The organism is Streptomyces sp. NBC_00461 (assembly GCF_036013935.1).
In the GTDB taxonomy this organism is placed as follows: Bacteria; Actinomycetota; Actinomycetes; order Streptomycetales; family Streptomycetaceae; genus Streptomyces.
The window spans coordinates 656,659-678,371 of sequence record NZ_CP107902.1; the positions used below are offsets into that span (position 1 = coordinate 656,659).

General features: G+C 70.6%; 21 protein-coding genes. 13 read left to right on the top strand and 8 right to left on the bottom strand.

Annotated elements, in window-relative coordinates:
• Window positions 1-2 precede the first annotated feature (2 nt).
• Entirely contained in the window at window positions 3-533 is a 531-nt protein-coding gene (locus tag OG870_RS03140) for a MarR family winged helix-turn-helix transcriptional regulator (protein WP_266524476.1), read from the bottom strand.
• A gap of 279 nt (window positions 534-812) precedes the next feature.
• Here OG870_RS03140 and OG870_RS03145 point away from each other — a divergent pair, with 279 nt between their 5' ends.
• Both OG870_RS03145 and OG870_RS03150 read left to right on the top strand, forming a co-directional pair.
• The gene (locus OG870_RS03145; protein WP_266593700.1) at window positions 813-1,034 is read left to right on the top strand and encodes a hypothetical protein; all 222 of its coding nucleotides are present in this window, start codon (window positions 813-815) and stop codon (window positions 1,032-1,034) included.
• Between the two features lie 73 nt (window positions 1,035-1,107).
• A complete protein-coding gene (locus OG870_RS03150; RefSeq protein ID WP_266593698.1) occupies window positions 1,108-1,812 on the top strand; it encodes a response regulator in 705 nt (234 codons plus the stop codon).
• Between the two features lie 93 nt (window positions 1,813-1,905).
• Here the strand turns inward: OG870_RS03150 and OG870_RS03155 are convergent, their stop codons facing one another.
• Window positions 1,906-2,598 (bottom strand): TetR/AcrR family transcriptional regulator, encoded by a 693-nt coding sequence (locus tag OG870_RS03155; RefSeq protein WP_266593696.1) that lies wholly within the window; start codon window positions 2,596-2,598, stop codon window positions 1,906-1,908.
• A gap of 120 nt (window positions 2,599-2,718) precedes the next feature.
• On the opposite strand from OG870_RS03155, the gene OG870_RS03160 reads away from it, so the two are divergent.
• The 7 genes from OG870_RS03160 (at window position 2,719) to OG870_RS03190 (ending at window position 10,384) form a co-directional block, all read left to right on the top strand.
• Entirely contained in the window at window positions 2,719-3,468 is a 750-nt protein-coding gene (locus OG870_RS03160) for an SDR family oxidoreductase (RefSeq protein ID WP_266524468.1), read from the top strand.
• A gap of 67 nt (window positions 3,469-3,535) precedes the next feature.
• Window positions 3,536-4,438 carry an SDR family NAD(P)-dependent oxidoreductase gene (locus OG870_RS03165; protein WP_266593694.1) on the top strand — a complete coding sequence of 301 codons (903 nt, stop codon included), beginning with the start codon at window positions 3,536-3,538 and terminating at the stop codon, window positions 4,436-4,438.
• Window positions 4,439-4,539: 101 nt separating this feature from the next.
• Window positions 4,540-5,532 carry an ATP-dependent DNA ligase gene (locus OG870_RS03170; RefSeq protein WP_266593692.1) on the top strand — a complete coding sequence of 331 codons (993 nt, stop codon included), beginning with the start codon at window positions 4,540-4,542 and terminating at the stop codon, window positions 5,530-5,532.
• Between the two features lie 143 nt (window positions 5,533-5,675).
• Window positions 5,676-6,452, top strand: a complete 777-nt coding sequence (locus tag OG870_RS03175) for an NPP1 family protein (protein ID WP_266524462.1) — start codon at window positions 5,676-5,678, stop codon at window positions 6,450-6,452.
• 458 nt (window positions 6,453-6,910) lie between these two features.
• Window positions 6,911-8,083: an MGH1-like glycoside hydrolase domain-containing protein gene (locus tag OG870_RS03180; RefSeq protein WP_266593690.1), complete on the top strand. Its 1,173-nt coding sequence runs from the start codon at window positions 6,911-6,913 to the stop codon at window positions 8,081-8,083.
• 154 nt (window positions 8,084-8,237) lie between these two features.
• A complete protein-coding gene (locus tag OG870_RS03185) occupies window positions 8,238-9,407 on the top strand; it encodes a lactate 2-monooxygenase (protein WP_266524458.1) in 1,170 nt (389 codons plus the stop codon).
• Window positions 9,404-10,384: a 2-hydroxyacid dehydrogenase gene (locus OG870_RS03190; RefSeq protein ID WP_266524456.1), complete on the top strand. Its 981-nt coding sequence runs from the start codon at window positions 9,404-9,406 to the stop codon at window positions 10,382-10,384. Before OG870_RS03185 ends, OG870_RS03190 begins: the two co-directional genes overlap by 4 nt.
• 6 nt (window positions 10,385-10,390) lie before the next feature.
• Here OG870_RS03190 and OG870_RS03195 read toward each other — a convergent pair whose 3' ends face one another.
• The 3 genes from OG870_RS03195 to OG870_RS03205 all read right to left on the bottom strand — a co-directional run bounded on the left by OG870_RS03195 (window position 10,391) and on the right by OG870_RS03205 (window position 13,055).
• The gene (locus OG870_RS03195) at window positions 10,391-12,001 is read right to left on the bottom strand and encodes an RICIN domain-containing protein (protein WP_266593688.1); all 1,611 of its coding nucleotides are present in this window, start codon (window positions 11,999-12,001) and stop codon (window positions 10,391-10,393) included.
• A 427-nt stretch (window positions 12,002-12,428) separates the two neighbouring features.
• Window positions 12,429-12,806, bottom strand: a complete 378-nt coding sequence (locus tag OG870_RS03200; protein ID WP_266524452.1) for a toxin Doc — start codon at window positions 12,804-12,806, stop codon at window positions 12,429-12,431.
• Window positions 12,807-12,809: 3 nt separating this feature from the next.
• Window positions 12,810-13,055 carry a hypothetical protein gene (locus OG870_RS03205; protein ID WP_266524450.1) on the bottom strand — a complete coding sequence of 82 codons (246 nt, stop codon included), beginning with the start codon at window positions 13,053-13,055 and terminating at the stop codon, window positions 12,810-12,812.
• A 145-nt stretch (window positions 13,056-13,200) separates the two neighbouring features.
• Between OG870_RS03205 and OG870_RS03210 the strand changes: the two genes are divergently transcribed.
• Both OG870_RS03210 and OG870_RS03215 read left to right on the top strand, forming a co-directional pair.
• Complete coding sequence (locus OG870_RS03210; protein WP_266593686.1) at window positions 13,201-13,692, top strand: methylated-DNA--[protein]-cysteine S-methyltransferase; 492 nt, start codon at window positions 13,201-13,203, stop codon at window positions 13,690-13,692.
• 14 nt (window positions 13,693-13,706) lie between these two features.
• Window positions 13,707-14,429, top strand: a complete 723-nt coding sequence (locus OG870_RS03215; protein ID WP_266524446.1) for a 2OG-Fe(II) oxygenase — start codon at window positions 13,707-13,709, stop codon at window positions 14,427-14,429.
• Between the two features lie 118 nt (window positions 14,430-14,547).
• Here the strand turns inward: OG870_RS03215 and OG870_RS03220 are convergent, their stop codons facing one another.
• Both OG870_RS03220 and OG870_RS03225 read right to left on the bottom strand, forming a co-directional pair.
• A complete protein-coding gene (locus OG870_RS03220) occupies window positions 14,548-15,177 on the bottom strand; it encodes a hemerythrin domain-containing protein (protein WP_266524444.1) in 630 nt (209 codons plus the stop codon).
• Window positions 15,174-16,787 (bottom strand): DHA2 family efflux MFS transporter permease subunit, encoded by a 1,614-nt coding sequence (locus tag OG870_RS03225; protein ID WP_266524442.1) that lies wholly within the window; start codon window positions 16,785-16,787, stop codon window positions 15,174-15,176. The genes OG870_RS03220 and OG870_RS03225 overlap by 4 nt, the downstream gene beginning before the upstream one ends.
• Before the next feature lie 168 nt (window positions 16,788-16,955).
• On the opposite strand from OG870_RS03225, the gene sigJ reads away from it, so the two are divergent.
• Window positions 16,956-17,900 carry an RNA polymerase sigma factor SigJ gene (sigJ, locus tag OG870_RS03230; protein ID WP_266593684.1) on the top strand — a complete coding sequence of 315 codons (945 nt, stop codon included), beginning with the start codon at window positions 16,956-16,958 and terminating at the stop codon, window positions 17,898-17,900.
• 5 nt (window positions 17,901-17,905) lie between these two features.
• Window positions 17,906-19,369: a cytochrome bc1 complex cytochrome b subunit gene (gene qcrB / locus OG870_RS03235; RefSeq protein WP_266593682.1), complete on the top strand. Its 1,464-nt coding sequence runs from the start codon at window positions 17,906-17,908 to the stop codon at window positions 19,367-19,369.
• On the opposite strand, the gene OG870_RS03240 is transcribed toward qcrB, so the two are convergent.
• Window positions 19,360-21,603, bottom strand: coding sequence for a glycoside hydrolase family 9 protein (locus OG870_RS03240; protein WP_266593680.1), 2,244 nt, complete (start codon window positions 21,601-21,603; stop codon window positions 19,360-19,362). The genes qcrB and OG870_RS03240 overlap by 10 nt on opposite strands.
• Window positions 21,604-21,713: the final 110 nt, after the last annotated feature.

A 21,713-nucleotide genomic window follows, 5' to 3' on the forward strand; every position in this document is an offset into this window, starting at 1 on the left:
GGTCAGGCGGTGCCCGCCTGCGCGACCGGCTGCTCCTCCGCGTCGTCGTCGAAGGAGTGGGAAAGGAAGTCGTCGACCATGCGGTGGAAGAGAGTGGCCAGCTGCCGCAGCTCCTCCGGCTTCCAGTCGGACAGGGCCAGTTGCATGCCGCGGGATCCCGCGTCCCGGACGCGGACTATGGCCTGTTGTCCGGCGTCGGTGAGCTGGATGCGCTGGGCGCGGCGGTCGTCGGGGTCGGGAACGCGGGTGACGTAACCGGACTTCTGCAGTTGCTGCACCGTGCGCGTGACGTGGGACGCCTCCACTCCCAGCCGGTTGGCCAATTCCCCCGGGCGCAGCGGCTCCGAATCGGCGACCTGCCGCAGCAACGCCACGGCCGCGCGGTCCAGCGGCACACCGGCGAGGGCCATCAGCCGGTCGTGCTGCCGGGCGCGCGTACTCAGGTAGGTGATGCGGGTGAGCGCTCGCTCGATCTCGATCACCTCGTCCGAGGCGGGGGTGTCGGGGATTTCGGGGAGCGGTGGAGGGGACATGCGATCAACTTTACCATATTGTTGCGTAACTCAAGTAATCTGGTGTGCGTGCTGCCGGCACGGCCCCCATCGTCGACGCGGCGGGTGAGCAGCTCACCCGCAAGGACCCTTGGCGATCCGGCCACCGCCGAGCCGGCCGCAGGGTGCCCGCCCCCCGTCTGACCTCCCCGGCTTCCCTCCGAGAGCGTCGCTCGTGTCGCGGGACACGGGCGATCCTCACCCGTCGTTCCTGGCGTGCATCGCCCACCATTGCTTCCAGGACCCGACCGGAAAGACGCGATGAGCATCCCTTGGCAGCGCTATGCGGACGACCACGTCCGCTTCGTCGACACCATGATCCTCACGGACGACGGCACGTGCGCCGTCGTCCCGACCGCCGCCCCGGGGCACGGCTTCGGGCTGATAGGCAAGCACGAACGCGCCCACTCCGTCGGTGGCGCCCTCCAGGTCCGCCACCCGCTGGAGGACGGATTCGAGGTCGCCACCCGCCTCCTCCTGTAACCCGCCGCTCCCTGCCGTGACGAACTGCCCGGCGCCAGGGAACCGCAGCCATGAGACGAGAAGAACGGACACCATGACCCTCCGCGTGCTGCTCGCCGACGACCACGCCCTCCTCCGGGCCACGTTCCGGATCCTGATCGACTCCTGCGACGACATGGAGGTGGTCGCCGAGGCCACCAATGGCGGCGAGGCCGTAGCACTCGCGCGCGTGCACCGCCCCGACCTCGCGCTGATGGACATTCGCCTGCCAGGCACCGACGGCGTGGCCGCCACGTCCGCGATCTGCTCCGACCCCGATCTGTCGGGCACGCGCGTGCTGATCCTCACCACGTTCGAGATCGACGAGTACGTCGCCCAGGCGCTGCAGGCCGGCGCCAGCGGGTTCCTCGGCAAGGACGTGACCGCCGACGCGTTCCTCGACGGCATCCGGACGGTGGCCGCGGGCGACTCGCTGCTCTCCCCACTCGCCACGCGCGCGCTGATCACACGCTTCCTGGCCGCCCCCGCGCAGAAGGAACGCCCGATGGCCTCCGCGGACCTCTCCGCCCTGACCACCCCTGAGCGCGAGGTGATGGGCTGGGTGGCGGAGGGCCACTCGAACGAGGAGATCGCCGAGAAGCTCTCCGTCAGCCCGCCCACGGTGCGCACGCAGGTCCACCGCACCATGACCAAGCTGGGCGCCCGCGACCGCGCCCAACTCGTCGTCATCGCCCACCAATCGGGCCTCACGACGGTGTCGCCGCCCGCGGATCGATGCCCGCTGACAACTGACATCTGACATCCACACCGACATCCAACGGCCGGCGGCCAGCATCTGACGGCTGACGGCCGACATCTGACCGCTCACGGCTCACGGCTCACGGCTCACGGCTCAGCCTGCGGAGAGTCTGTCCAGCCACTGTTCCAGCAGCGCCGACTCGGCGGGCGTGAACACTGGGGTCTGATGGGCGCGCAGGCGGGCGGCCAGCGTCGCGGCGGCGACAGGGACGGCCTTGTCCCGCTCGCGTGGCTGGCCCGTTTCGGCGGGACGGGTCAGCGAGTCGAGCACACTGTCACGCAGTCGCTCGGAGAACTGCGGGTCCGGGTACTGCTCCGGTCTGGTCAGCATCGACAGGGCCGCGCCCACGTTGGCCGACATGATCATCTGGGTGGCGAGGGCGGGCGGGACGGTGAGCCGGCCGTTGGCGGCGCAGCGTTCGAGGATCCCGTGCAGCAGGGCGTGCGCCTCCTGGGCCGCCGCAGGCGGAGCCGTCAGCTCGGGCGAGTACATCAGGCGGTAGTGGTTGGGGTGTTCCAGCGCGAAGCGCATGTGGCTGTCCCAGCCGCTCCGAAGGTCGGCGACCGGGTCGTCGCTGGGCCGGGCGGCCCGCTTGGAGGCGAGGTACTCCGCGAAACCGCGGTCGACGACGGCGGCAAGCAGCCCGGCCTTGTCGCCGAACAGCCGGTAGAGCATCGGCGCCCCCACCCCGGCTGCCTCGCAGACCGCACGCGTCGAGACATCCGCGACCGGCGCCTTGGCCAGCAGGTCCGTGGCGGCTTCCAGGATCTTTTCCCTCGCATCCATGCGTCCACGGTACGCCATTCGTAGCGCCGATACGAAAGGGGCTGTACCGTCGCTACGAATTCGTGTTATCGTCGATACGAACTAGCCGTAGCATCGATAACAGAAGCGAAGGACGCAGTCATGACCACTCAGCCTCAGACGGACCGGCGCGCCGCGATCGTGACGGGCGGATCGCGCGGCATCGGACGGCAGGTCGCCCAGCGGCTCGCCGCCGACGGGTTCGCCGTGGTCGTCGGATACGCGGGAAACAAGGACGCGGCCGACGACGTCGTACGCACCATCGAGGCGGCGGGCGGCACCGCGTACGCAGCCCGCGCCGATGTCGGCGACGAGACCGAGGTCGGTGCCCTGTTCGATCTGGCGGAGGCCACGTACGGCGGCGTGGACGCGGTCGTCCACGCCGCCGGCCGGATGCCCCTCTCCCCCGTCGCCGAACTCGACCTCGGTGAGCTCGACGCCGTGTACCGCACCAACATCCGCGGCACGTTCGTCGTCGACCAGCAGGCCGCCCGCCGGCTGCGCCCGGGCGGGGCGCTCGTCAACTTCTCCACCTCTGTGGTGGGTCTCGCCTTCCCCGGTTACGGCGCCTACGCCGCGAGCAAGGGTGCGGTCGAGGCGCTGACACTGATCCTCGCCCGGGAGATGCGCGGCCGTGACGTGACGGTGAACGCCGTCGCGCCAGGTCCCACGGCCACCGAGCTGTTCCTCGACGGCAAGGACGAGGAGACCGTCACCCGCCTGGCCGCGCAGCCCCCGCTGCAGCGACTGGGGACTCCGGAGGACATCGCCAACGTCGTGTCCTTCCTCGCCGGCCCCGAGGGCCACTGGATCAACGGCCAGGTGCTGCGGGCCAACGGCGGCATCATCTGACGGCGCGCCACGTCCTTCGAGAGTCGAGAGGAACAGTGAGAACAATGAGAAACGGTGAGGAACAGTCATGAGTGACAGCAGGGTCATCCTCGTCACCGGCGCCTCCAGCGGTTTCGGCGCCCTCACCGTCCGCGCGCTCGCCGGGCGCGGACACACGGTGTACGCGGGCATGCGCGCCCTCAGCACACGCAACGCCCGGGCCGCCGCGGACCTCGCCGCCCACGCGTCGGAGCACGGAGTCGAGCTGCGGTCCGTGGAGCTGGACGTGACGCGGCAGGACAGCGCGGATGCGGCCGTCGTCCGCGTCGTCGACGAGCAGGGCCGCCTGGACGTGGTGGTCCACAACGCAGGGCACATGGTGCTGGGCCCGGCCGAGGCGTTCACCCCCGAGCAGCTGGCGGACGTCTACGACACGAACGTGCTCGGCACCCAGCGCGTCAACCGCTCCGCGCTGCCCCAGCTGCGCCGCCAGGGGCAGGGGCATCTCGTGTGGATCGGCTCGTCCAGCACGCGCGGCGGCTGCCCGCCCTTCCTCGCCCCGTACTTCGCGGCGAAGGCCGCCATGGACGCCCTCGCGGTGAGCTACGCCGCGGAACTCGTACGGTTCGGCATCGACACCTCGATCGTCGTGCCGGGCGCCTTCACCTCGGGCACGAACCACTTCGCCCACGCCGGAGCACCGGCCGACGCCGACCGGGCCGCCGCCTACGACAGCCGGTACAAGGCGCTGATGGAGGATGTGAACGAGCGGCTGGCCGGGCTGATACCGCCGGACGCCGATGTCGGCGACGTGGCGAAGGCCGTCGTACGGACCGTCGAACTGCCGCCCGGCAGGCGGCCGTTCCGGATCCACGTGGACCCGAGCCGCGACGGCAGCGAGGTCGTCTCCGCCGTGGCCGACCGCATCCGTGTCGAGTTCTTCCGCCGGGTGGGTCTCGATGATCTGCTGACCCCGGCAAGCAGTCTGTAGGCAGCTTCGTTACCTGCGGACAGCGCCGTTCAACAGCCCCGTTCAGGGGAAAGCGGCGCGCGGAGCGAATGGCGGCGGGCCGCACCGTCGACAGTCATCCCGTGACGCTCCCCCTGATCCCGCCCATGCTCGCCAGAGCCGGCAAGCTGCCGCCCACCGCACAGGACGCCCGCTGGGCCTACGAGACCAAGCAGGACGGCCAGCGCGTGGTGGCCTACCTCGAAGGGGACGGCAGCGTCCTGCTGCGGGCACGGTCCGCGGAGGACATCACCGGTGCGTACCCCGAGCTGCGGCCGCTGGGCTCGGCGCTCGGTACGACACCGGCCGTGCTGGACGGGGAGGTACTGGCGCTGGACGACCGTGGACGCGCCGACTTCCAGTTGCTGCAGTCCCGCATGGGGCTGGCGCACGCGCCCGGCAGGGCGGCACGGCAGGCGGCGAATGTGCCCGTGCACCTCGTCCTGTTCGACGTGCTGCACCTGGGCGGACAGGACCTCACGGCGCTCCCGTATGCCCGGCGGCGGGGGCAGTTGGAGCGGCTAAGTCTCGACGGTCCGTTCTGGTCCACCCCGGCCGCGCTGGTCGGGAACGGTGATCAGGCCCTGCGGGCCACCCGTGAGCACGGTCTGGAGGGCCTGGTGTGCAAGCGACTGGACTCGGTGTACGAACCCGGGGTGCGTTCCCGGGCCTGGATCAAGATCCGCAACATGCACAGTGAGGACGTCGTCGTGGGCGGCTGGCTGCCAGGCAGGGGGCGACTGTCGGGACTGCCCGGCGCGGTCCTGGTCGGACAACGGGCGGCGGGGCGGCTGCGGTACGTCGGGAGCGTGGGCACCGGCTGGAGCGAGGCCGAGCGTGCGCAACTGGCGGCGCTGCTGGGGGCCGCCGCGACCGACGTATGCCCCTTCGACCCCGTACCGCCGGTCGTGGGAGCCAACTGGGTGGTGCCCCGGCTGGTCGGCGAGGTCCGCTACAGCACCCGTACCCGGGCCGGAATGCTGCGCCAGCCGTCGTGGCAGCGGCTGAGACCCGACCTGGCGCCCGAGGAGTCGTCGGCCGACATCCCGGACGATCCGGATGGGCCCATTGCCTGACACCCCGTCATCAACCGAACATTGGGCTGCGCTTCACCACTGGTACGCCTGCGACCTCTTGGCCCGGAAGTGAAAACCCGGGATGCTGAACTCCCTTGCCCCCCACAGCCGTTGGGCTGCGCCCGGACCAAGAGGAGGACGCAGTGTCGTCGCAGAAGTCCAAGCTGCATCGCAGGAGATGGCTGACCGGTCTGGCCGGCGCCGCCACGCTCGTCATCGCCTTCCCCGCCGCCGCCTTCGCCGCCCCGCCCCAAGCGCTGCCCGCGGCCGCGGACGCCGCGGAGTTCACGTACCAGCCGGCTTTCGACTACGACACGGACGGCTGCTACTCCAGCCCCGCCATAGGCCCCGACGGCACGATCAACGGCGGCCTCAAGCCGACCGGCGCCCTCAACGGGCAGTGCCATGACGCCTCCGACCTCGACAACACCAACAGCTACTCGCGCTACAAGTGCAACAACGGCTGGTGCGCGTACATGTACGGCCTGTACTTCGAGAAGGACCAGGCCCTCGCCGGCAGCAGCATCGGCGGGCACCGGAACGACTGGGAGCACGTGGTGATCTGGGTGCAGGACAACCAGATCAAGTACGTCTCGACGTCCAACCACGGCTCGTTCACGGTGCATGCGGCCTCCGAGGTCCGTTTCGACGGCTCGCACGCGAAGATCGTCTACCACAAGGACGGCATCAGAACGCACTGCTTCCGGCTGGCGAACACGAACGACGAGCCGCCGGAGAACGACAAGCACACCTGGCAGTATCCGCCGCTGGTCGGCTGGGACGGCTACCCCGCGGGCCTGCGCGACAAGCTGAGCACCTACGACTTCGGGAGCGCCAACTTCGGTCTGAAGGACAGCAACTTCGCCGCACATCTCTCGTCGGCGAAGCCGTCCGGAATCGCGTTCGATCCCAGCGCCTGATCGCGCCACCCTTCACGGGCCCGCTCGTTCCACAGCACCCGGGGTCAGACTGGCTCCGGGAGCCAGGAAGGGTGGATCATGCCGGGCGAAAGACGGACCGGACGTGGGCGGCTGCCACGGCGGGGCTTTCTGGCCGCGGTGGCGGCCCTCGGCACGGCGAGTGCGGGCGCCACGGCCCAAGGGAACGGGTACACCATGCCCACTCTCCGCTTCGCCGACCCCGCGACCAGGAGCAGGCTCGGCGACCTCTACACGCGAGCGCTGACGGCTCTGGCCGACCGTCACACCATCCACGCCGACCCGACGGTGTACGACAGGGCGGGGCTGCTCGCCCACCCGCCCGGGACGTTCGTACGGGCCGGTGGCGGCTACCCCTCACCTCAGCGGTGGACGCGGGACGCGGCCGTCAACGCGTGGAACGGCGCGAGCCTGCTGGCGCCGGCCGTCGGCCGCAACTCTTGTCGGTCGTCGACCGCGGCCCGCACGGGCTCGTCGTGCAGCAGGACGATCAGTGGTGGGACCAGGTCGTGTGGATCCCGGCCGCCTTGCACCACTACCGCGTCACGGGCGACCGGGACTTCCTCGGCCGCGCCTTCGAGACCTCCTTCAACACCCTCGCCGCCCGCAGGGCCCGCGACTTCGACGCCGCGTACGGCCTGTTCCGGGGGCCCGGCTTCATGAACGACGGCATCTCCGGCTACCCCGGTCCACCCGCCGCACCGGGCGTGCGCTCGTCCTTCGTCCTCGACCATCCCGGCACGGAAGCCCTCATGTGCCTGTCGACGAACTGCCTTTACCACGGAGCCCAGTTGGCACTGGCGAGCATGGCCGAGTCCCTCGGCGAGCCGCAGCGGGCCGCGTCCCTGCGGTCCGACGCGGCACGTCTGCGGGCCGCGGTCGACCGGCGTCTGTGGCGCGAGGAGGCCGGGACGTACGCCTACTTCGTCCGGGCCGACGGTCACGTCGACACCTCCCAGGAGGGCGCCGGCCTCGCCCTCGCCGTCCTGTGCGGCGTCGCCGACCGCACCCGGGCGGGCCTGATCCTCGACACCGCCCACTGGCAGCCCCACGGCATCGTGAACGTCTGGCCGCATTTCCCCCGCTTCGACGACCGCAGACCCGGGCGGCACAACGTCATGGTGTGGCCGATGGTCCACGGCCTGTACGGCAACGCCGCCGCCGACGCGGGCCGCACCGATCTCTTCGCCCGCTCCGTGGAGCGGCTCGCCGCACTCGTCACCGGCAGCGGCGGGAACTTCTACGAGCTGTACGACTCGGTGAGCGGCGCCGTCGACGGCGGCTGGCAGGAGGGCGGCAGCGGGCAGCCCGAACACTTCGTCTCCCAGCCCGACCAGGCCTGGTCGGTGACGGCGTATCTACGGATGGTCCACGAGGGGCTATTCGGGCTGGCCTTCGCCGAGGACAGGCTGCGGCTGCGACCGTGCCTCCCGCCGCAGTGGGGTGCGGTGAGCCTGCAGGGGCTGCGCTACCGGGGCATGACGCTCGACGTCGCCGTGAGCGGGGGCGGCAGCCGGGTGCGGTCGTGCACGATCGACGGGCGAGCGGCCGAACCCGTCCTGCCCGGTGACGCGACCGGTCACCACACGGTGGACGTGGTCCTCGGCGGGTAGCTCGACGACGTCCGCCGGCCCGCGTTCTCGCAGCCTCGTGAACCGGCGCGCGTCCTGCGTGAGTCGGCGGTCGCACCCTGCCTCTTCACCCGACCTACCGGCCGGTATCGTCGGCGTGCAGCGCGTTCTCCGGGACGAGAGACGGGACCCTTCCATGGCCAAGCACTGGGCGGACTTCCAGTACGAGATCTATCTCAACGGGATGTCGGGCGCCGTACCCAGGCTGCCCACCGACCTGACCCGGCTGGAGGAGCTGACCGAGCAGCGCCTCGGGCCCGGACCGGTCGGCTATGTCGCGGGAAGTGCGGGCGACGGCAGCACCGCACGGGCGAACAGGGCGGCACTCGAGCGACGCCGGATCGTGCCGCGGATGCTGCGGGACGTGCACGAGCGGGATCTGTCGGTCGAGGTGCTGGGCCGTGCCCTGCCCGCCCCGCTGGCACTGGCGCCCGTCGGCGTGCTGTCGATCATGCACCCGGACGCTGAACCGGCAGCCGCCCGCGCCGCCGCCGCGCAGGGGGTGCCGTACATCCTGTCCTCGGCGTCCAGTACGCCGATGGAGCAGGTCGCGGAGGCGATGGGCGATTCGGAGCGCTGGTTCCAGCTGTACTGGGCCAAGGACCGTGAGGTGACGCGGAGTTTCCTGAACCGGGCGAAGGCGGCCGGGTTCACCGCGCTGGTCGTCACCCTCGACACGCCGTTGCTGGCCTGGCGCCCCCGCGATCTCGACCAGGCCTATCTCCCCTTCCTGCACGGTGTCGGCACGGCGAACTACTTCTCCGACCCGGCCTTCCAGGCGGGCCTCGCCAAGCCGGTGCACGAGGACCCGAACGCGGCCGTGCTGCATTTCGTCGGCATGTTCGCCGACCCGGGCAAGACCTGGCCCGACCTGGCGTTCCTGCGGGAGAACTGGGACGGCCCGATCGTTCTCAAGGGCATCCTGCACCCGGACGACGCACGGCTCGCCGCCGACGCCGGCATGGACGGTGTGGTCGTCTCCAACCACGGCGGCCGTCAGGTCGCCGGATCCGTCGCGGCCGCCGACGCGCTGCCCCGGGTGGCCGAGGCGGTCGGAGACCGGCTGACCGTCCTGTTCGACAGCGGCGTGCGCACCGGGGACGACGTCTTCAAGGCCCTCGCGCTCGGCGCGCAGGCGGTGCTGGTGGGGCGGCCGTACGTGTACGGGCTCGGCCTCGACGGGCAGGCGGGCGTCGAGCACGTGATCCGCTGCCTGCTCGCCGAGTTCGACCTCACGCTCGCCCTGTCCGGACACGCCGCTCCCGCCACGATCGGGCCCGCCGACCTCATCGAGGAGTCCGCATGACCACTACCCCGAAGAACGTTCTCGCCGTCGTCGCCCCGCACGTCGGCGGCCGTGCCGCCGGTGCCGGACTCGCCACCCTCTTTCCCGGCGAGGCGAACGTCATCGTCGTCGAGGCGACCGACGAGGACCCGGCCGCCCTGCACACGGCGCATGTGATCATCACCGCACTGTCCCCGGTGACGGCCGAACACCTGGCCTCCGCACCGGACTTGGAGCTGGTGCAGTGCGCGAGCCACGGCTTCGACTACGTCGACGTGGAGGCCGCCCGGGCCCAGGACGTACCCGTGTGCAACATCGGCTCCAGCGGCGCCGAGTCGCAGAACGTGGCCGAGCAGACCTTCGCCCTCATGCTCGCGCTCGCCAAGCAGCTGATCCCGGCGCACTCCGCGCTCGTCGAGGCCGACTGGGCGCTGCCCCGGCTGCAGCGCTCGCTCACCGAGCTGTCCGGCAAGACGCTCGGCATCGTCGGGCTCGGGCACATCGGGCAGGAAGTCGCCCGCCGCGCGGTCGCGTTCGACATGAGCATCGTGTACGCCGGCCGCCGCAGGCTGCCCGAGGAGACGGAGGCCCGGCTAGGCGGGGCCCGCCACGTCCCGCTCGACGAACTGCTGCGCACGGCCGACTACGTCTCGCTGCACGCCCCGCTGACCACCGGGACACGGCATCTGCTCGACGCCGGGCGGCTCGCGCTCCTCAAGCCGACGGCGTTCGTGATCAACACGGCGCGTGGCGCCCTCATCGACCAGGACGCCCTCGCGGACGCGCTGGAGAAGGGCGCCCTGGCCGGGGCGGGCATCGACGTCTTCGACCCCGAACCGCCCACCCAGGCCCTGCGTCTGCTCAGGTCCCCGGGCGTGGTGCTCTCGCCGCACGTCGGCGGGGTGACCCGCGAAACGCTGGTCCGCATCGCGCTGGCCGCCGTGCAGAACGTGGCCGGCTTCCTGGCCGGCGGGCAGCCGAAGGACGTCGTGGGCTGACCCCGGTCACATGGTCCGCTCCGACAGTCGCGCGGCGCGCACCACGGGGCTGTCGGTGCCCGTGATCGACAACGAGCCCTCGTCGGCCGACGCCGTCGGATCTGCCAGCCAGCGCTGCGCCGAGGAACCCTCGCGGGCCTTGACGACGATGTCCGCACCCGGGTCCTCGGCGGTGGCGGTGAGGGCGAGCTGCTTGTCCCAGCGGGGCAGCAACTCCCCCTGCGCGGTGAGGTCGTAGCGCATGTCGTCGCCCCGCTTGTCCTTCTCGGCGGCGCACTTGCCGAGGACGACCACGCCGGCGTCCACATGCGAGTCCAGGCACAGGCCGGAGTCCGCCACGCTGCGCACCAGCCCGTTGCTCTCGTACGACCACTGCTGGGTGCGTGCGTCCGAGCATGCCGCCAGCTCGGTCCCGGCCCCGTCCTTCACCGCGCCCCTGATGTCGAGGCACAGGTCCGCGCCGGCGTTGCGCAGCCTGGACTGGCCCGGCGCCGTGGGGAGGTGGGCGGTTCCGGGTGACGACTGGGAGCCGACGCCCGGCGTGGTCCCGCCGTTCGCGCCGTTGGAGGCGGCCGGGTCGACGCCGTCGTCGTGCGAGAACAGTCCGGCCGCGAACACGGTCGCGAGCAACCCGGCGGAGGCGACGCCCACTCCGGTCAGCAGGGCCCGCGAGTTCCGTGGCGCCCCGGGAGACCTGCGGCCCGGCAGCGGGATACGGGGCATGATGCGCGGGCGTCCGCCGCCGTGCCGTGCGGACGAGCTGCGCGTGCGCTCCGGCTGCTGTGTGCGGCCGGGTCGGGTGTCGAGGTAGCGGAGGGCACCCCAGCCGAGCACCGATTCGGCCAGGAGTACGCCCAACCCGCCCTCGAAATGGCTCAGTTGCTCAGCGGCGAAACGGCAGTAGGGGCACTGGGCCAGATGTTGCTGGACATCCGGCAGCAGGGTCCCACCCCGGCGAATCGGAACGTCGAGGAGGCGGTTGTAGAACCGGCAATCCTTGCTCGGCGCGAGTTCCCGATGGGCATGTACACAACCTTCGCGGAACTTTTCACGCGCCTGTTCGAGTGCCGCCGACGCGGTGTCGGTATCCATGCCGAGCAGGCCGGCGGGTATGGAAATGGGCTCCGCCTCGACCTCGGTGTGCCAGAGCAAACACCGGGAAAGTCCGGGAAGGGCGTGGAATGAACGCTCGGCCAGCTTGCGATTCTCGGGCGTCATGGACTTCGCCGTACGCATACCGCGCCCGCCGGCCGGTTTCATCAGCTCCGGCAGAACGTCGGATATCCGGTCCTCGGCGGACCACACACGGACCGTCTCCCTGACGGCCACCAGGAGCCGGGGGCGCACCGCGAGCGCGGCCTCGCCCAACGCCAACCGGTCGAGGACCTGGTGAAAGGTGGCCGCGGTCACCATGGAGGCGACATCGGTTTGGGAGGCGAGGCAGATGTCCGCGTAATCGCGGGCGGGCTGCCAGTGCCGCGCCATGAGCAGCGCGACGGATTGGGCGACCTCACCGTCGGGACGGCCCCTGAGCCGGGTGGCGAGGTTCTCGTCGGATTCTCCGGGAACCCTGCCGGGCGGCGGGTAAGGGGGTCGAGGTGGGTGGGGGGTGGGCACTGAGCGGATTCCTTCCCACGCGCATGGGCCATACAGGGGGCGTGAATTCAGGTATGTCCATTCGACCCGGTTCGGATAGGCCGATCGACACCCGGCCATTACACCTCCCGCACGGGTAGTTCACTCTTGCACAACTTACTCACGACCAACAAGGCACTCAGGCAACGTCCGCCTCTTTGAAAGTTGGTCAGAAGCGGCGACAACTCGTCTCACCCGCATGACCTTTCGTCATTCCATGCGCCCCGTGTGAAAGAGGCGCACGCGCCGGAGCGTCACGCACGCTCCCGGCGCGCACCACCCCGTAGTGCACTGGGTACGGCCCTTCTCGGAGGCCCTGCGCAGGATGGCGGCTCTCCTGCGCCGCACGGGCCGCCGACCTTGTTCCTCCCGCCCTCGGTCGGCGGCCCCGGGGGCGGGTCGATGGCTCTCAGATCTGCCAGGAGCGCAGCCGGTCGGCCGCGCCGTAGACATCGGCCTTGTTGGACATCAGATCGCGGGCGAGGTCGACGAGGGCGCCGTAGGGCGGGTCGATGCCGACGCCGCTGACGAACATGTACGCCACGGCCGTCGCGCAGGCGAAGCGCGCGTTCGCAGCAGGCAGGGGCCTGAGCAGGGCGAGGGTGTGCAGCAGGGCGGCGGCTCGCCAGGCCGGGTCGGAGTCCACGCCCAGGCGCGGCGGGTCGACGCGGTGGCGGGCGACGGCGGCGACCAGCGCGGAGAAGTCGTTGACGGTGGGCTGGTCCGGCAGGACCTCTTCGTGGCGCTGCAGCAGCCAGGGCACGTCGATGTGGATGACGGGTGCCATCGGTCAGGCGACCCGCCCCTCGCTCGTGTGGGCCGGTTCGTCGTCGGGGAAGGCGGCCGCGAACTCGTCGGCGTGGGACGCGAAGAAGCGGCGGAAGGCTTCCGCGCCCTCCTGCAGCGCACGGTGCCGGGCTATGTCCGCCGCGGCGGCCTCGCGCACGAGTGCTTTCATCGACGTACCGCGCTCCTTGGCGATCTGCCGCAGGTCCTCAAGTTCGCGGTCGCTGAACTCGACATTCAGGGCTGGCATGCCTTCACGGTACCGCTGGGGTACTTACTCGTAAATATGTGCAGGTCACAGCGCCTCGGGGCCGGTACCTTCCAAGCCCGAACCGGCTGAGGACCAGGTCCGATTCCCGCCGGTGACGGGCTGCGCCGCGCAGCAGACTTGAGCCATGACGACGTACACGAAGATCGACAGCCCTGTGGGGGAACTCCTTCTGGTGGGCGAGGGGACGACGCTCACCTCGCTGTCCGTGCCGGCGCAGCGCAACGCCCCCGTCGTGCGTGCCGACTGGCGGCGCGACGACGAGGCGTTCGGCGAGGCCGCCCGGCAGCTCTCCGCCTACTTCGAGGGCCGGCTCATCCGCTTCGACCTGAGCCTCGCCCCTGAGGGGACCGAGTTCCAGCAGCGCGTGTGGCGGGCGCTCGACGAGATCCCGTACGGCACCACGACGACGTACGGGGCACTCGCCTCGCTGCTGGACGTGCCGCGGGCCGAGATCCGGGCCGTGGGTGCCGCGATCGGGGCGAACCCTCTGCTGGTCGTCCGCCCCTGCCACCGGGTGATCGGCGCCGACGGTTCGATGCGCGGGTACGCGGGCGGTGTCGAGCGCAAGGTGCGTCTGCTCACGCACGAGGGTGCACTGCAGCAGATGCTGGTGTGAGGGGAGGAGACGGCATGACTCTCACCGAGGCCCAAGCGCGCAGGCGCGTCGCGAGCACCGAATGGGCGGCGCTCGCCGCCGAGTTGGACGTGCACGGCAGCGCACCGACCGGTCCCCTGCTGACGGCCGCCGAGTGCCGCGAACTGGTCGCGCTGTACGAGAAGCCGGAGCTGTTCCGGACCACGGTCGACATGGCGCGGCACCGCTTCGGCTCCGGCGAGTACCGGTACTTCACCCACGATCTGCCGGCAGCCGTCGCCTCGCTGCGCGCCGCCCTGTACCCGCGTCTGCTGCCGGTCGCGCGGGACTGGGCGGCCCGGCTGGACCGTCCGGCGCCCTGGCCGGACTCCCTGCAGGAGTGGCTGGAGGCGTGTCATGCGGCCGGTCAGGACCGCTCGGCACAGATTCTGCTGCGCTACGGGCAGGGCGACTGGAACGCCCTGCACCGTGACGTGTTCGGCGACATGCTCTTCCCGCTGCAGGTGGTCGTCGGTCTCGACGACCACGGCAGCGACTACTGCGGCGGCGAGTTCCTGATGGTCGAGCAGCGGCCCCGCGCCCAGTCCCGGGGTACGGCGACCGCGCTGCGGCAGGGCCACGGTCTGGTCTTCACCACCCGGGACCGGCCGGTGCGCACCAAGCGCGGCTGGTCGGCCGGAGCGATGCGGCACGGCGTGAGCACCGTCCGCTCCGGCCGCCGGCACACGCTGGGCATCGTCTTCCACGACGCCGCCTGAGCAGCCGTGGCGAAGTCCTGTGCAGTACCGCGCCCCTCAAGGGGCACGGGGAACTGCGCGGCCGTCCCCCACCGGCCCGCCCTGTTCGTCAACGCGTTCACAGAGGTGCGCTTGGGCGTCAGGCTCCGCCCCACAGGCCCCGGCGCCGGTACCTCCCCTCCCACAGAAGGCGGTTGAGGATCCGGGCCGGCGGCGGCAGGGCGCCCAGGAAGCGGGCTCGATCGGCCGGCGGGGCGCCGTCGATGATCCAGGGTACGAACACCGAGGCGCCGCGCAGGCCTTGGGTCCTGCGGATGCGGCCGGTGAAGGCGGCCCAGTCGGCTGCCGTCAGGACGTCCTGCATCAGCGGCAGGGCGCTGTCCTCCTCGTGCTTGAGGTGGTCGTCGAGGGTGGCCGTCAACGCCCGTACGAGATCCGGCAGTTCGGGCGCACGGTCGGCCAGTGCGGTGTCGACCGCCGCGAGCAGCGGGTCGATGCGGGAGTGTTCGGCCTCCATGTCGTCCAGCAGGGCGAGGTCGCGGGGGCGGCCGGCGGCGCGTTCACGCACCCGCGGCCACAGACCTCCGTCCTCGGTGGTGTGGTGGATGTGCAGCTGGCGCTTGAAGTTCTCCCAGCCGGCGCGGACCTGGGGCGAGCCGGCCCGCCCTTCGGCGACGGCGGTCGCGAGGCGCTCCAAGTCGCGGCGGAAGGCGTCGTGGGAGGCGTACATCGGGGTGAAGTCGATCGTTTTCTGCGGGCTGTCGGTCATCGGCTGGCCTCTTCCAGTTCGGGATCGGACACGGGCAGGGCATGGGGGTTGGCGGACGGGCCGCGGTGGCGCCGTACGGCGAGACAGGCGAGCGATCCGGTCAGCAGCACGGCTGCGGAGACGTACACGGCCGGGCCCATGGCGTCGACGAAGCCGTGGCCGAAGACCTCTCCGCCGAGGGCGCGCATGCGTTCGGCGACGTCCTGCGGCACCCCGTGCGGCACGCCGCCCTGCTGCCGGGCGCCGACATCGGACTCGCCCCCGGAGAAGGCGGCGACGAAGGAGTCCCGGTACCGGGCGGGCAGCCGGCCGGCGCTCTCGCGGGCCCGGTCCGTCAGCGCGGAGGCGAGCTGGTTCTGCAGCACCGCGCCCACGACGGCGCCGGCGAGCACGGAGCCGACCTGCCTGAGCGCGTTGGTCACGCCTGAGGCCGCTCCGGCGAGCCGGGGCGGGACGCCCCGCATGACCTCGGTGGCCATCGGGGCGAAGGTGCAGCCGACGCCGAGCCCGGTGAGCAGGAGCGGGAGGGCGATGCTCAGCCATCCCGACCCGACGTCCGCGACCGCCACCACCCACGTCAGACCGGCCGCCCAGGCGAGCAGGCCGCCCATGAGGATGAACTTGCCGCCGATCCTGTCCGCGAGGGCGCCGGCGGGCCCGGCCGTCACGAAGGAGCCGATGGCGACGGGGAGCAGGACCAGACCGGACTTGAGAGCGCTGAAGCCGAGCACGGACTGCAGGTAGATCGTCAGCGGCAGGAACATGCCGACGACGCCGAACGACACCGTGACGCCGACGAGGTTGACGAGGGTGAAGTTGCGGTCGCGGAAGAGGGCGAACGGGACCAGTGGCTCGCCCGTCTGCCGGCCGCGTTCGTGCAGCAGGAACGCGGCGAACAGGACGGCGGCGGAAGTGAACAGGCTCCAGATCCAGCGGTTCCAGTCGTAGCGCTGCCCCTCGGTGAGCCCAAAGGCCAGGCAGAACAGGGCAGTTGAGGCGAGGACCACGCCGAGGGTGTCGAAGCTGTGGCGTACCCTGCGCTGTGCGCCAGGGATGATCGCCACGGTCATCACCAGCACGATCACGCCGAACGGCAGGTTGACGAAGAAGATCCACCGCCAGCTCAGGTGGGTGATCAGGGCCCCGCCGAGGATCGGCCCGAGCGCTCCGGACACGCCCGCGACCGCGCCCCAGATCCCCATCGCCACACCGCGCCGGTCGGCCGGGAACACCTCGGCGATGATCGACAGGGTCTGCGGCATCAGCAGCGCCGCGCCCAGCCCCTGCACCGCCCGGAACGCGATCAGCTGGGCGGGGTCCCGGGCCAGGCCGCAGGCGAGGCTCGCCAGGGTGAACAGGGCGACTCCGGCGGCGAAGAGGTTGCGTTTGCCGCGCAGGTCGCCGAGGCGCCCCCCGGTGATCAGCAGGACGGCCAGCGCCAGGGTGTAGGCGTTGACGACCCACAGGATCTCGTCGAGGGACGCGTCCAGGTCCTCGCCCAGTTGCGGGATCGCGATGTTCACGATCGTCAGGTCGAGGAGCGTCATGAAGAACCCGAGAGAAAGGGTGGCGAGAATCGCCCACGGGTTGCCGTGCCACTTCTTGAACACGATGTCGGTCTCCTAATGTCGGACTCGCGTTCAAGAGGGCGGGGCGGCGGGCGAGTGTGACACGGTGGGATTTTCCTGAGACGTGGGTCACATTTCGCCCCTTGGATGTCACATTCCGACCCCTGGGCGGCCTCGCAGTAGTGAGTACGCCACCGGGGAGGCCCACGTATGTCCGAACGCTCTGTGACCGATGAGGCGACCGATGTCTTCATGGACCATCGGGAGCTGTTGTTCGGCCTCGTCTACAACATGCTGGGCAGCGTCGCCGACACCGAGGACGTGCTGCAGGAGACCTGGCTGTCGTGGTCGGGCCGGGGCGCCGCCGGCGTCGCCAATCCGCGTGCCTACCTGGTCCGTATCGCCGTCAACCACGCCCTCCAGCGCCGGGCCTCGATCACCCGCCGTCGCGAGACGTATGTCGGCCCGTGGCTGCCCGAGCCGCTGGTCGCCGACGACGCGAACGCCGACGACCCGGCCCTGCGGTCCGAGTCCGTGTCCATGGCGATGCTGGTGGTCCTGGAGTCACTGACCCCGCTGGAACGGGCGGTGTTCGTCCTCAACGAGGTGTTCGGGTACGCCCACACCGAGATCGCGGAGATCATCGACCGCACCCCCGCGGCGGTACGGCAGCTCGCGCACCGCGCGCGCGGCCATGTCCATGCCCGGCGGCCGCTGTACCAGGCGCATCCGCGGGTACGGCGGGAGGCGACCGAGCGGTTCGTGCGGGCCGCGTTCGGCGGGGACATCGCCGCGCTGATGGAGATCCTGGCGCCGGACGTCACGGTGTGGACGGACGGCGGCGGCAAGCGCAGGCCGGCGGGGCTGCGTCCGGTGCACGGCCGGGACAAGGCGGTCCGCCTCATCACGTCGTACGCGGCTCGGCGCGGCCCGCAGAACCTCGACCTGCGCTACCGCCGCGTCAACGGCGACGACGCCGCCGTGCTGTTCGAGGGCGACTCCCCGTACGCCGTGATGGTCATGGACCTCACCCCCGAGGGCGACCGGGTGTCCGACGTCTACATCGTCACCAACCCCGACAAGCTCACGCACGTGCACAAGGACGAGGACGAGGACCAGGCCGAGGTCGAGGGGGCGGAGGCGGAGGCGGAGTGAACGCCATGGAGACCCCCGGCAGGGGCGAGCGCGTCGCCGACTGGCTCGACGGCCGCCTCGGCATCCACTCGCTCGGCAGGAAGTACCTGCGCAAGGTGTTCCCGGATCACTGGTCGTTCCTGCTCGGCGAGATCTGCCTGTACAGCTTCGTGGTGCTGGTCCTCAGCGGCGTGTACCTCACCCTGTTCTTCCATCCGTCGATGAACGAGGTGACGTACCACGGGAGTTACGTCCCGCTCAACGGCGTGCGGATGTCCGAGGCGTACGCCTCCACGCTCGACATCAGCTTCGACGTGCGCGGCGGCCTGCTCATCCGGCAGCTGCACCACTGGACGGCGCTGGTCTTCGTCGCCGCGATGCTCACGCACATGATGCGGCACTTCTTCACGGGTTCGTTCCGCAAGCCCCGTGAGATCAACTGGGTGTTCGGCTGGACGCTGCTCCTCCTGGGCCTGTTCGAGGGCCTGTTCGGCTACTCGCTGCCGGACGACCTGCTGTCGGGGACGGGCCTGCGCTTCGTCAACGGCGCCCTGCTGTCGATGCCCGTCGTCGGCACCTATCTGTCGATGTTCGTGTTCGGCGGCGAGTTCCCCGGTCATGACATCGTGGCCCGCTTCTACTCGCTGCACATCCTGCTGATCCCGGGCGTCATGGCCGCGCTCGTCGTGGCGCACCTCATCCTGGTCGTCCACCACAAGCACACCCAGTTCGCGGGGCCGGGCCGCACCGAACGCAACGTCGTCGGCACGCCGTTCATGCCGGTGTACCTGGCGAAGGCGGGCGGATTCTTCTTCCTGGTCTTCGGCGCCCTCTCGCTCGTCGCGGCCGTGGCGACGGTCAACCCGGTCTGGGTCTACGGTCCCTTCCGCCCCGACCAGGTCTCCACGGGCGCCCAGCCCGACTGGTACCTGGGCTTCGCGGAGGGGCTGGTCCGCGTCATGCCGGGCTGGGAGATCACCCTGTGGGGTCACACGCTGGTACTGGGTGTGCTGGTACCGGTCGTGGTCTTCCCTCTCCTCCTCGTCTTCATCGGGATCTATCCCTTCCTGGAGTCCCGGGTGACCGGCGGCCGAGGGGAGCACCACCTCCTGGACCGCCCGCGCAACCGCCCCGTCCGCACGGCGATCGGCGCGTCCTGGATCAGCCTCTACCTGATCCTGCTGGCGGGCGGCGGCAACGACATCGTCGCCACCCGCCTGCACCTGTCCATCAACACGGTCACCTGGACGGTCCGCGTCGCGGTGTTCGTCCTCCCGGCGGTCGTCTTCGTCGTCACCCGTCGCATCTGCCTCGGTCTGCAACTGCGCGACCGCGAGTTGGTGTTGCACGGCCGGGAGACAGGCGTGATCAAGCGGCTGCCGCACGGCGAGTACGTCGAGGTGCACCAGCCGCTCGATCAGGCCGAGTTGCACACCCTGACCGCCCATCGGCGGCAGGCAGAACTCGTGGAGCGCGAGCCTCAGCCCTGATCCGCCACGAACGACGCCATCCGGGCCAGGGCCGCGTTCCAGTTGATGGCCGTCTCGTTCGTCGACCAGGACTGGATGTCGTCGATGTAGCAGAACTGGCCTGTGCAGCCCTTGAGTTTGCTCTGTGCGTAGGGGTCCTGGATGGACGAGTTGGGTCCGCCGGCCAGGGTGCCGTGCGGCGGGTTCGGAAGGTTCGGATCGAGTTCGTGCGCGTACCAACGACTGTGCTGGTTATGGGAGTTGACCTCGCCGTAGCCGGTGACGTACGAGATGTTCAGCGCGTTGCGGCCGAGGATGTAGTCCATGCTCTCGACCGCGCCGTCACGGTACTTCGGGGATCCCGTGAGGTCGTACGCCGTCGCGAGGACCACGGCGTTGTTGAGGACCTGGTGACTGGAGCCCCAGTCGTAGACGTTGTCCGCGGGCGCGTACGGCATCCCGTACGGCTGTGACCTGAGTGTCGCCAGATAGCGGTCGGCGCCCTCGACGACCGACCGGCGCACCCTGTCCCGGCCGGGCAGCTTGTTCGGCACCGTCGCCAGGTCCAGCCGTCCGGCCGCGGCCGTCCTGCCCCAGTCGAAGCCGAGGCTGCCGAAGATGTCGGCCGTGTTCACCGGGGAGTTGAGCACGTAGTCCGCGAACTGCTTCTGTCCCGTGGTGAGGTACAGCTCCGCGGCCGCCCAGTAGAACTCGTCGGTCGCGTTGGCGTCGTCGTAGGTGCCGCCTCCGATGCCGTCACTGGCGGAGGCGTACAGGGCGGGGTGGGCGAGGGCCGCCGACCAGGCCTTGCGGGCGGCCGTCAGTGCCTTCGCCGCGAAGGCGCGGTCGTAGGGACGGTACAGACGGGCCGCCTGGGCGGCCGTCGCCGCCAGGTTGAGGGTGGCCTGGGTGGACGGCGGGTGCAGTTCGCGCTTCTGCGGGTCCTCGCTCGGCAGCAGGGGCAGGCCGGTCCACTGCTCGTCGTGGATCTTGTGATGTGCCATGCCGGCCAGCGGCTGCCCGTCGGGCACCTGCATCTTCAGCAGGAACTCCAGCTCCCAGCGGGCCTCGTCGAGGATGTCGGGCACCTTGTTCCCGCTCTCCGGGATGGCGAGGGTGCCGTCCCGCAGCTTCCCGGACTCCCCGGTGCGGGCCAGCAGTTCGCGTTCGTAGGTGCTCAGCAGCTCCCAGGTGGCGATACCGCCGTTGACCACGTACTTGCCGTGGTCGCCCGCGTCGTACCAGCCGCCGCTCACGTCGAGGGTGTAGTCGCACACGCCCGGCTGGCAGGGGACCTTGGTGTCGCCCTGGTTCGGTGCCACGCCGAGATGCCCGGCGGCACGCGCGTACCCGGGCCGCAGGTCGTCCCGTATCGCGATGCCACTGCGCTGTGTGTAGTAGTACTTCACCGAGTCGAGCCTCAGCTGCTCGTACGCGCTGGTGCCGATGTCGAACGGGCGGCTCGCCTCCCCGTCCGCCACCAGCGTGAACCCCTTGCCGTGCCTGTGGTAGGCGCCGAAGTCGATGGAGTGGACGTTCTGCCCGGAGGAGACGTCGGCCCCGCGCGGCACGGTCAGGCCGTGGGCGACCGTCGCCCCTTCGGCGTTCTTCAGCTGCCAGGGCAGTTTCGAGGTGGCGTCGGTGACGAGCGTGGCGTTCTTCGGGCCGGAGGGCAGATAGGCGACCTGGTTGACGCGCACCCGCGGCCCCGTGTCCGGCTCGTACACCTCGGGCGGCACCCCGCCCAGCAGCGACACGTCGTCCATGCACATCCGCCAGGCGTCCGCGCTGCCGCCCGCCTGGAGGGCGACCTGGCCCTGGGTGGTGTCGACGGGCGAGGTGAAGGTGTACGAGTAGGTGTCGCCGGAGACACTCAGCTGCGGGCTCACCTCGAAATAGGTGTCGTACGGCGCCACTTGGAGCCCGACGACCGCCCGCACCACGTGTCCCCCGGGTGAACCGGACGCCTTGAAGCTGAACTTGTACGACTCTCCCTTCACCAGGGTGACGTCGTTCTGGCCGACGGCGGCGTCCCAGCGGTTGGCGGTGCCGCCGGGCACGTCCGCGCAGAGCTGTCCGTCGGAGAGGGCTGCGGTGACGTTGGTGGTCGTCCACCAAGGGGCGCTGGTGGTGTCGAAGGTGCCGTTCTTCAGCTGCTCGACCTCGTCCGCGGCGGCCGGTCCGGCCGGTAACGCGGTGAGCGCCGCTCCCAACAGGGCGGTGATGGTCAACAGGACGGTTCTGCGTCGTTTCACGTCTGGGCTCCTCGGGCGGAGGGGCGGGTGACGCTCACCATCACTATGGGAGCGCTCCCAGATGCGGACGCAGCTCATGTTTGTTCGCACCATGACATCCCGTCAACGGT

Excerpts from the sequence above, each read along its gene's own strand:
- OG870_RS03215 (WP_266524446.1), top strand. The coding sequence starts at position 13,707 with ATGACTCTCACCGAGGCCCAAGCGCGCAGGCGCGTCGCGAGCACCGAA.
- OG870_RS03140 (WP_266524476.1), bottom strand. The coding sequence starts at position 533 with ATGTCCCCTCCACCGCTCCCCGAAATCCCCGACACCCCCGCCTCGGAC.
- OG870_RS03205 (WP_266524450.1), bottom strand. The coding sequence starts at position 13,055 with ATGCCAGCCCTGAATGTCGAGTTCAGCGACCGCGAACTTGAGGACCTG.
- OG870_RS03160 (WP_266524468.1), top strand. The coding sequence starts at position 2,719 with ATGACCACTCAGCCTCAGACGGACCGGCGCGCCGCGATCGTGACGGGC.
- qcrB (WP_266593682.1), top strand. The coding sequence starts at position 17,906 with ATGGAGACCCCCGGCAGGGGCGAGCGCGTCGCCGACTGGCTCGACGGC.
- OG870_RS03210 (WP_266593686.1), top strand. The coding sequence starts at position 13,201 with ATGACGACGTACACGAAGATCGACAGCCCTGTGGGGGAACTCCTTCTG.
- OG870_RS03200 (WP_266524452.1), bottom strand. The coding sequence starts at position 12,806 with ATGGCACCCGTCATCCACATCGACGTGCCCTGGCTGCTGCAGCGCCAC.
- sigJ (WP_266593684.1), top strand. The coding sequence starts at position 16,956 with ATGTCCGAACGCTCTGTGACCGATGAGGCGACCGATGTCTTCATGGAC.
- OG870_RS03165 (WP_266593694.1), top strand. The coding sequence starts at position 3,536 with ATGAGTGACAGCAGGGTCATCCTCGTCACCGGCGCCTCCAGCGGTTTC.
- OG870_RS03185 (WP_266524458.1), top strand. The coding sequence starts at position 8,238 with ATGGCCAAGCACTGGGCGGACTTCCAGTACGAGATCTATCTCAACGGG.
- OG870_RS03145 (WP_266593700.1), top strand. The coding sequence starts at position 813 with ATGAGCATCCCTTGGCAGCGCTATGCGGACGACCACGTCCGCTTCGTC.
- OG870_RS03155 (WP_266593696.1), bottom strand. The coding sequence starts at position 2,598 with ATGGATGCGAGGGAAAAGATCCTGGAAGCCGCCACGGACCTGCTGGCC.
- OG870_RS03220 (WP_266524444.1), bottom strand. The coding sequence starts at position 15,177 with ATGACCGACAGCCCGCAGAAAACGATCGACTTCACCCCGATGTACGCC.
- OG870_RS03150 (WP_266593698.1), top strand. The coding sequence starts at position 1,108 with ATGACCCTCCGCGTGCTGCTCGCCGACGACCACGCCCTCCTCCGGGCC.
- OG870_RS03190 (WP_266524456.1), top strand. The coding sequence starts at position 9,404 with ATGACCACTACCCCGAAGAACGTTCTCGCCGTCGTCGCCCCGCACGTC.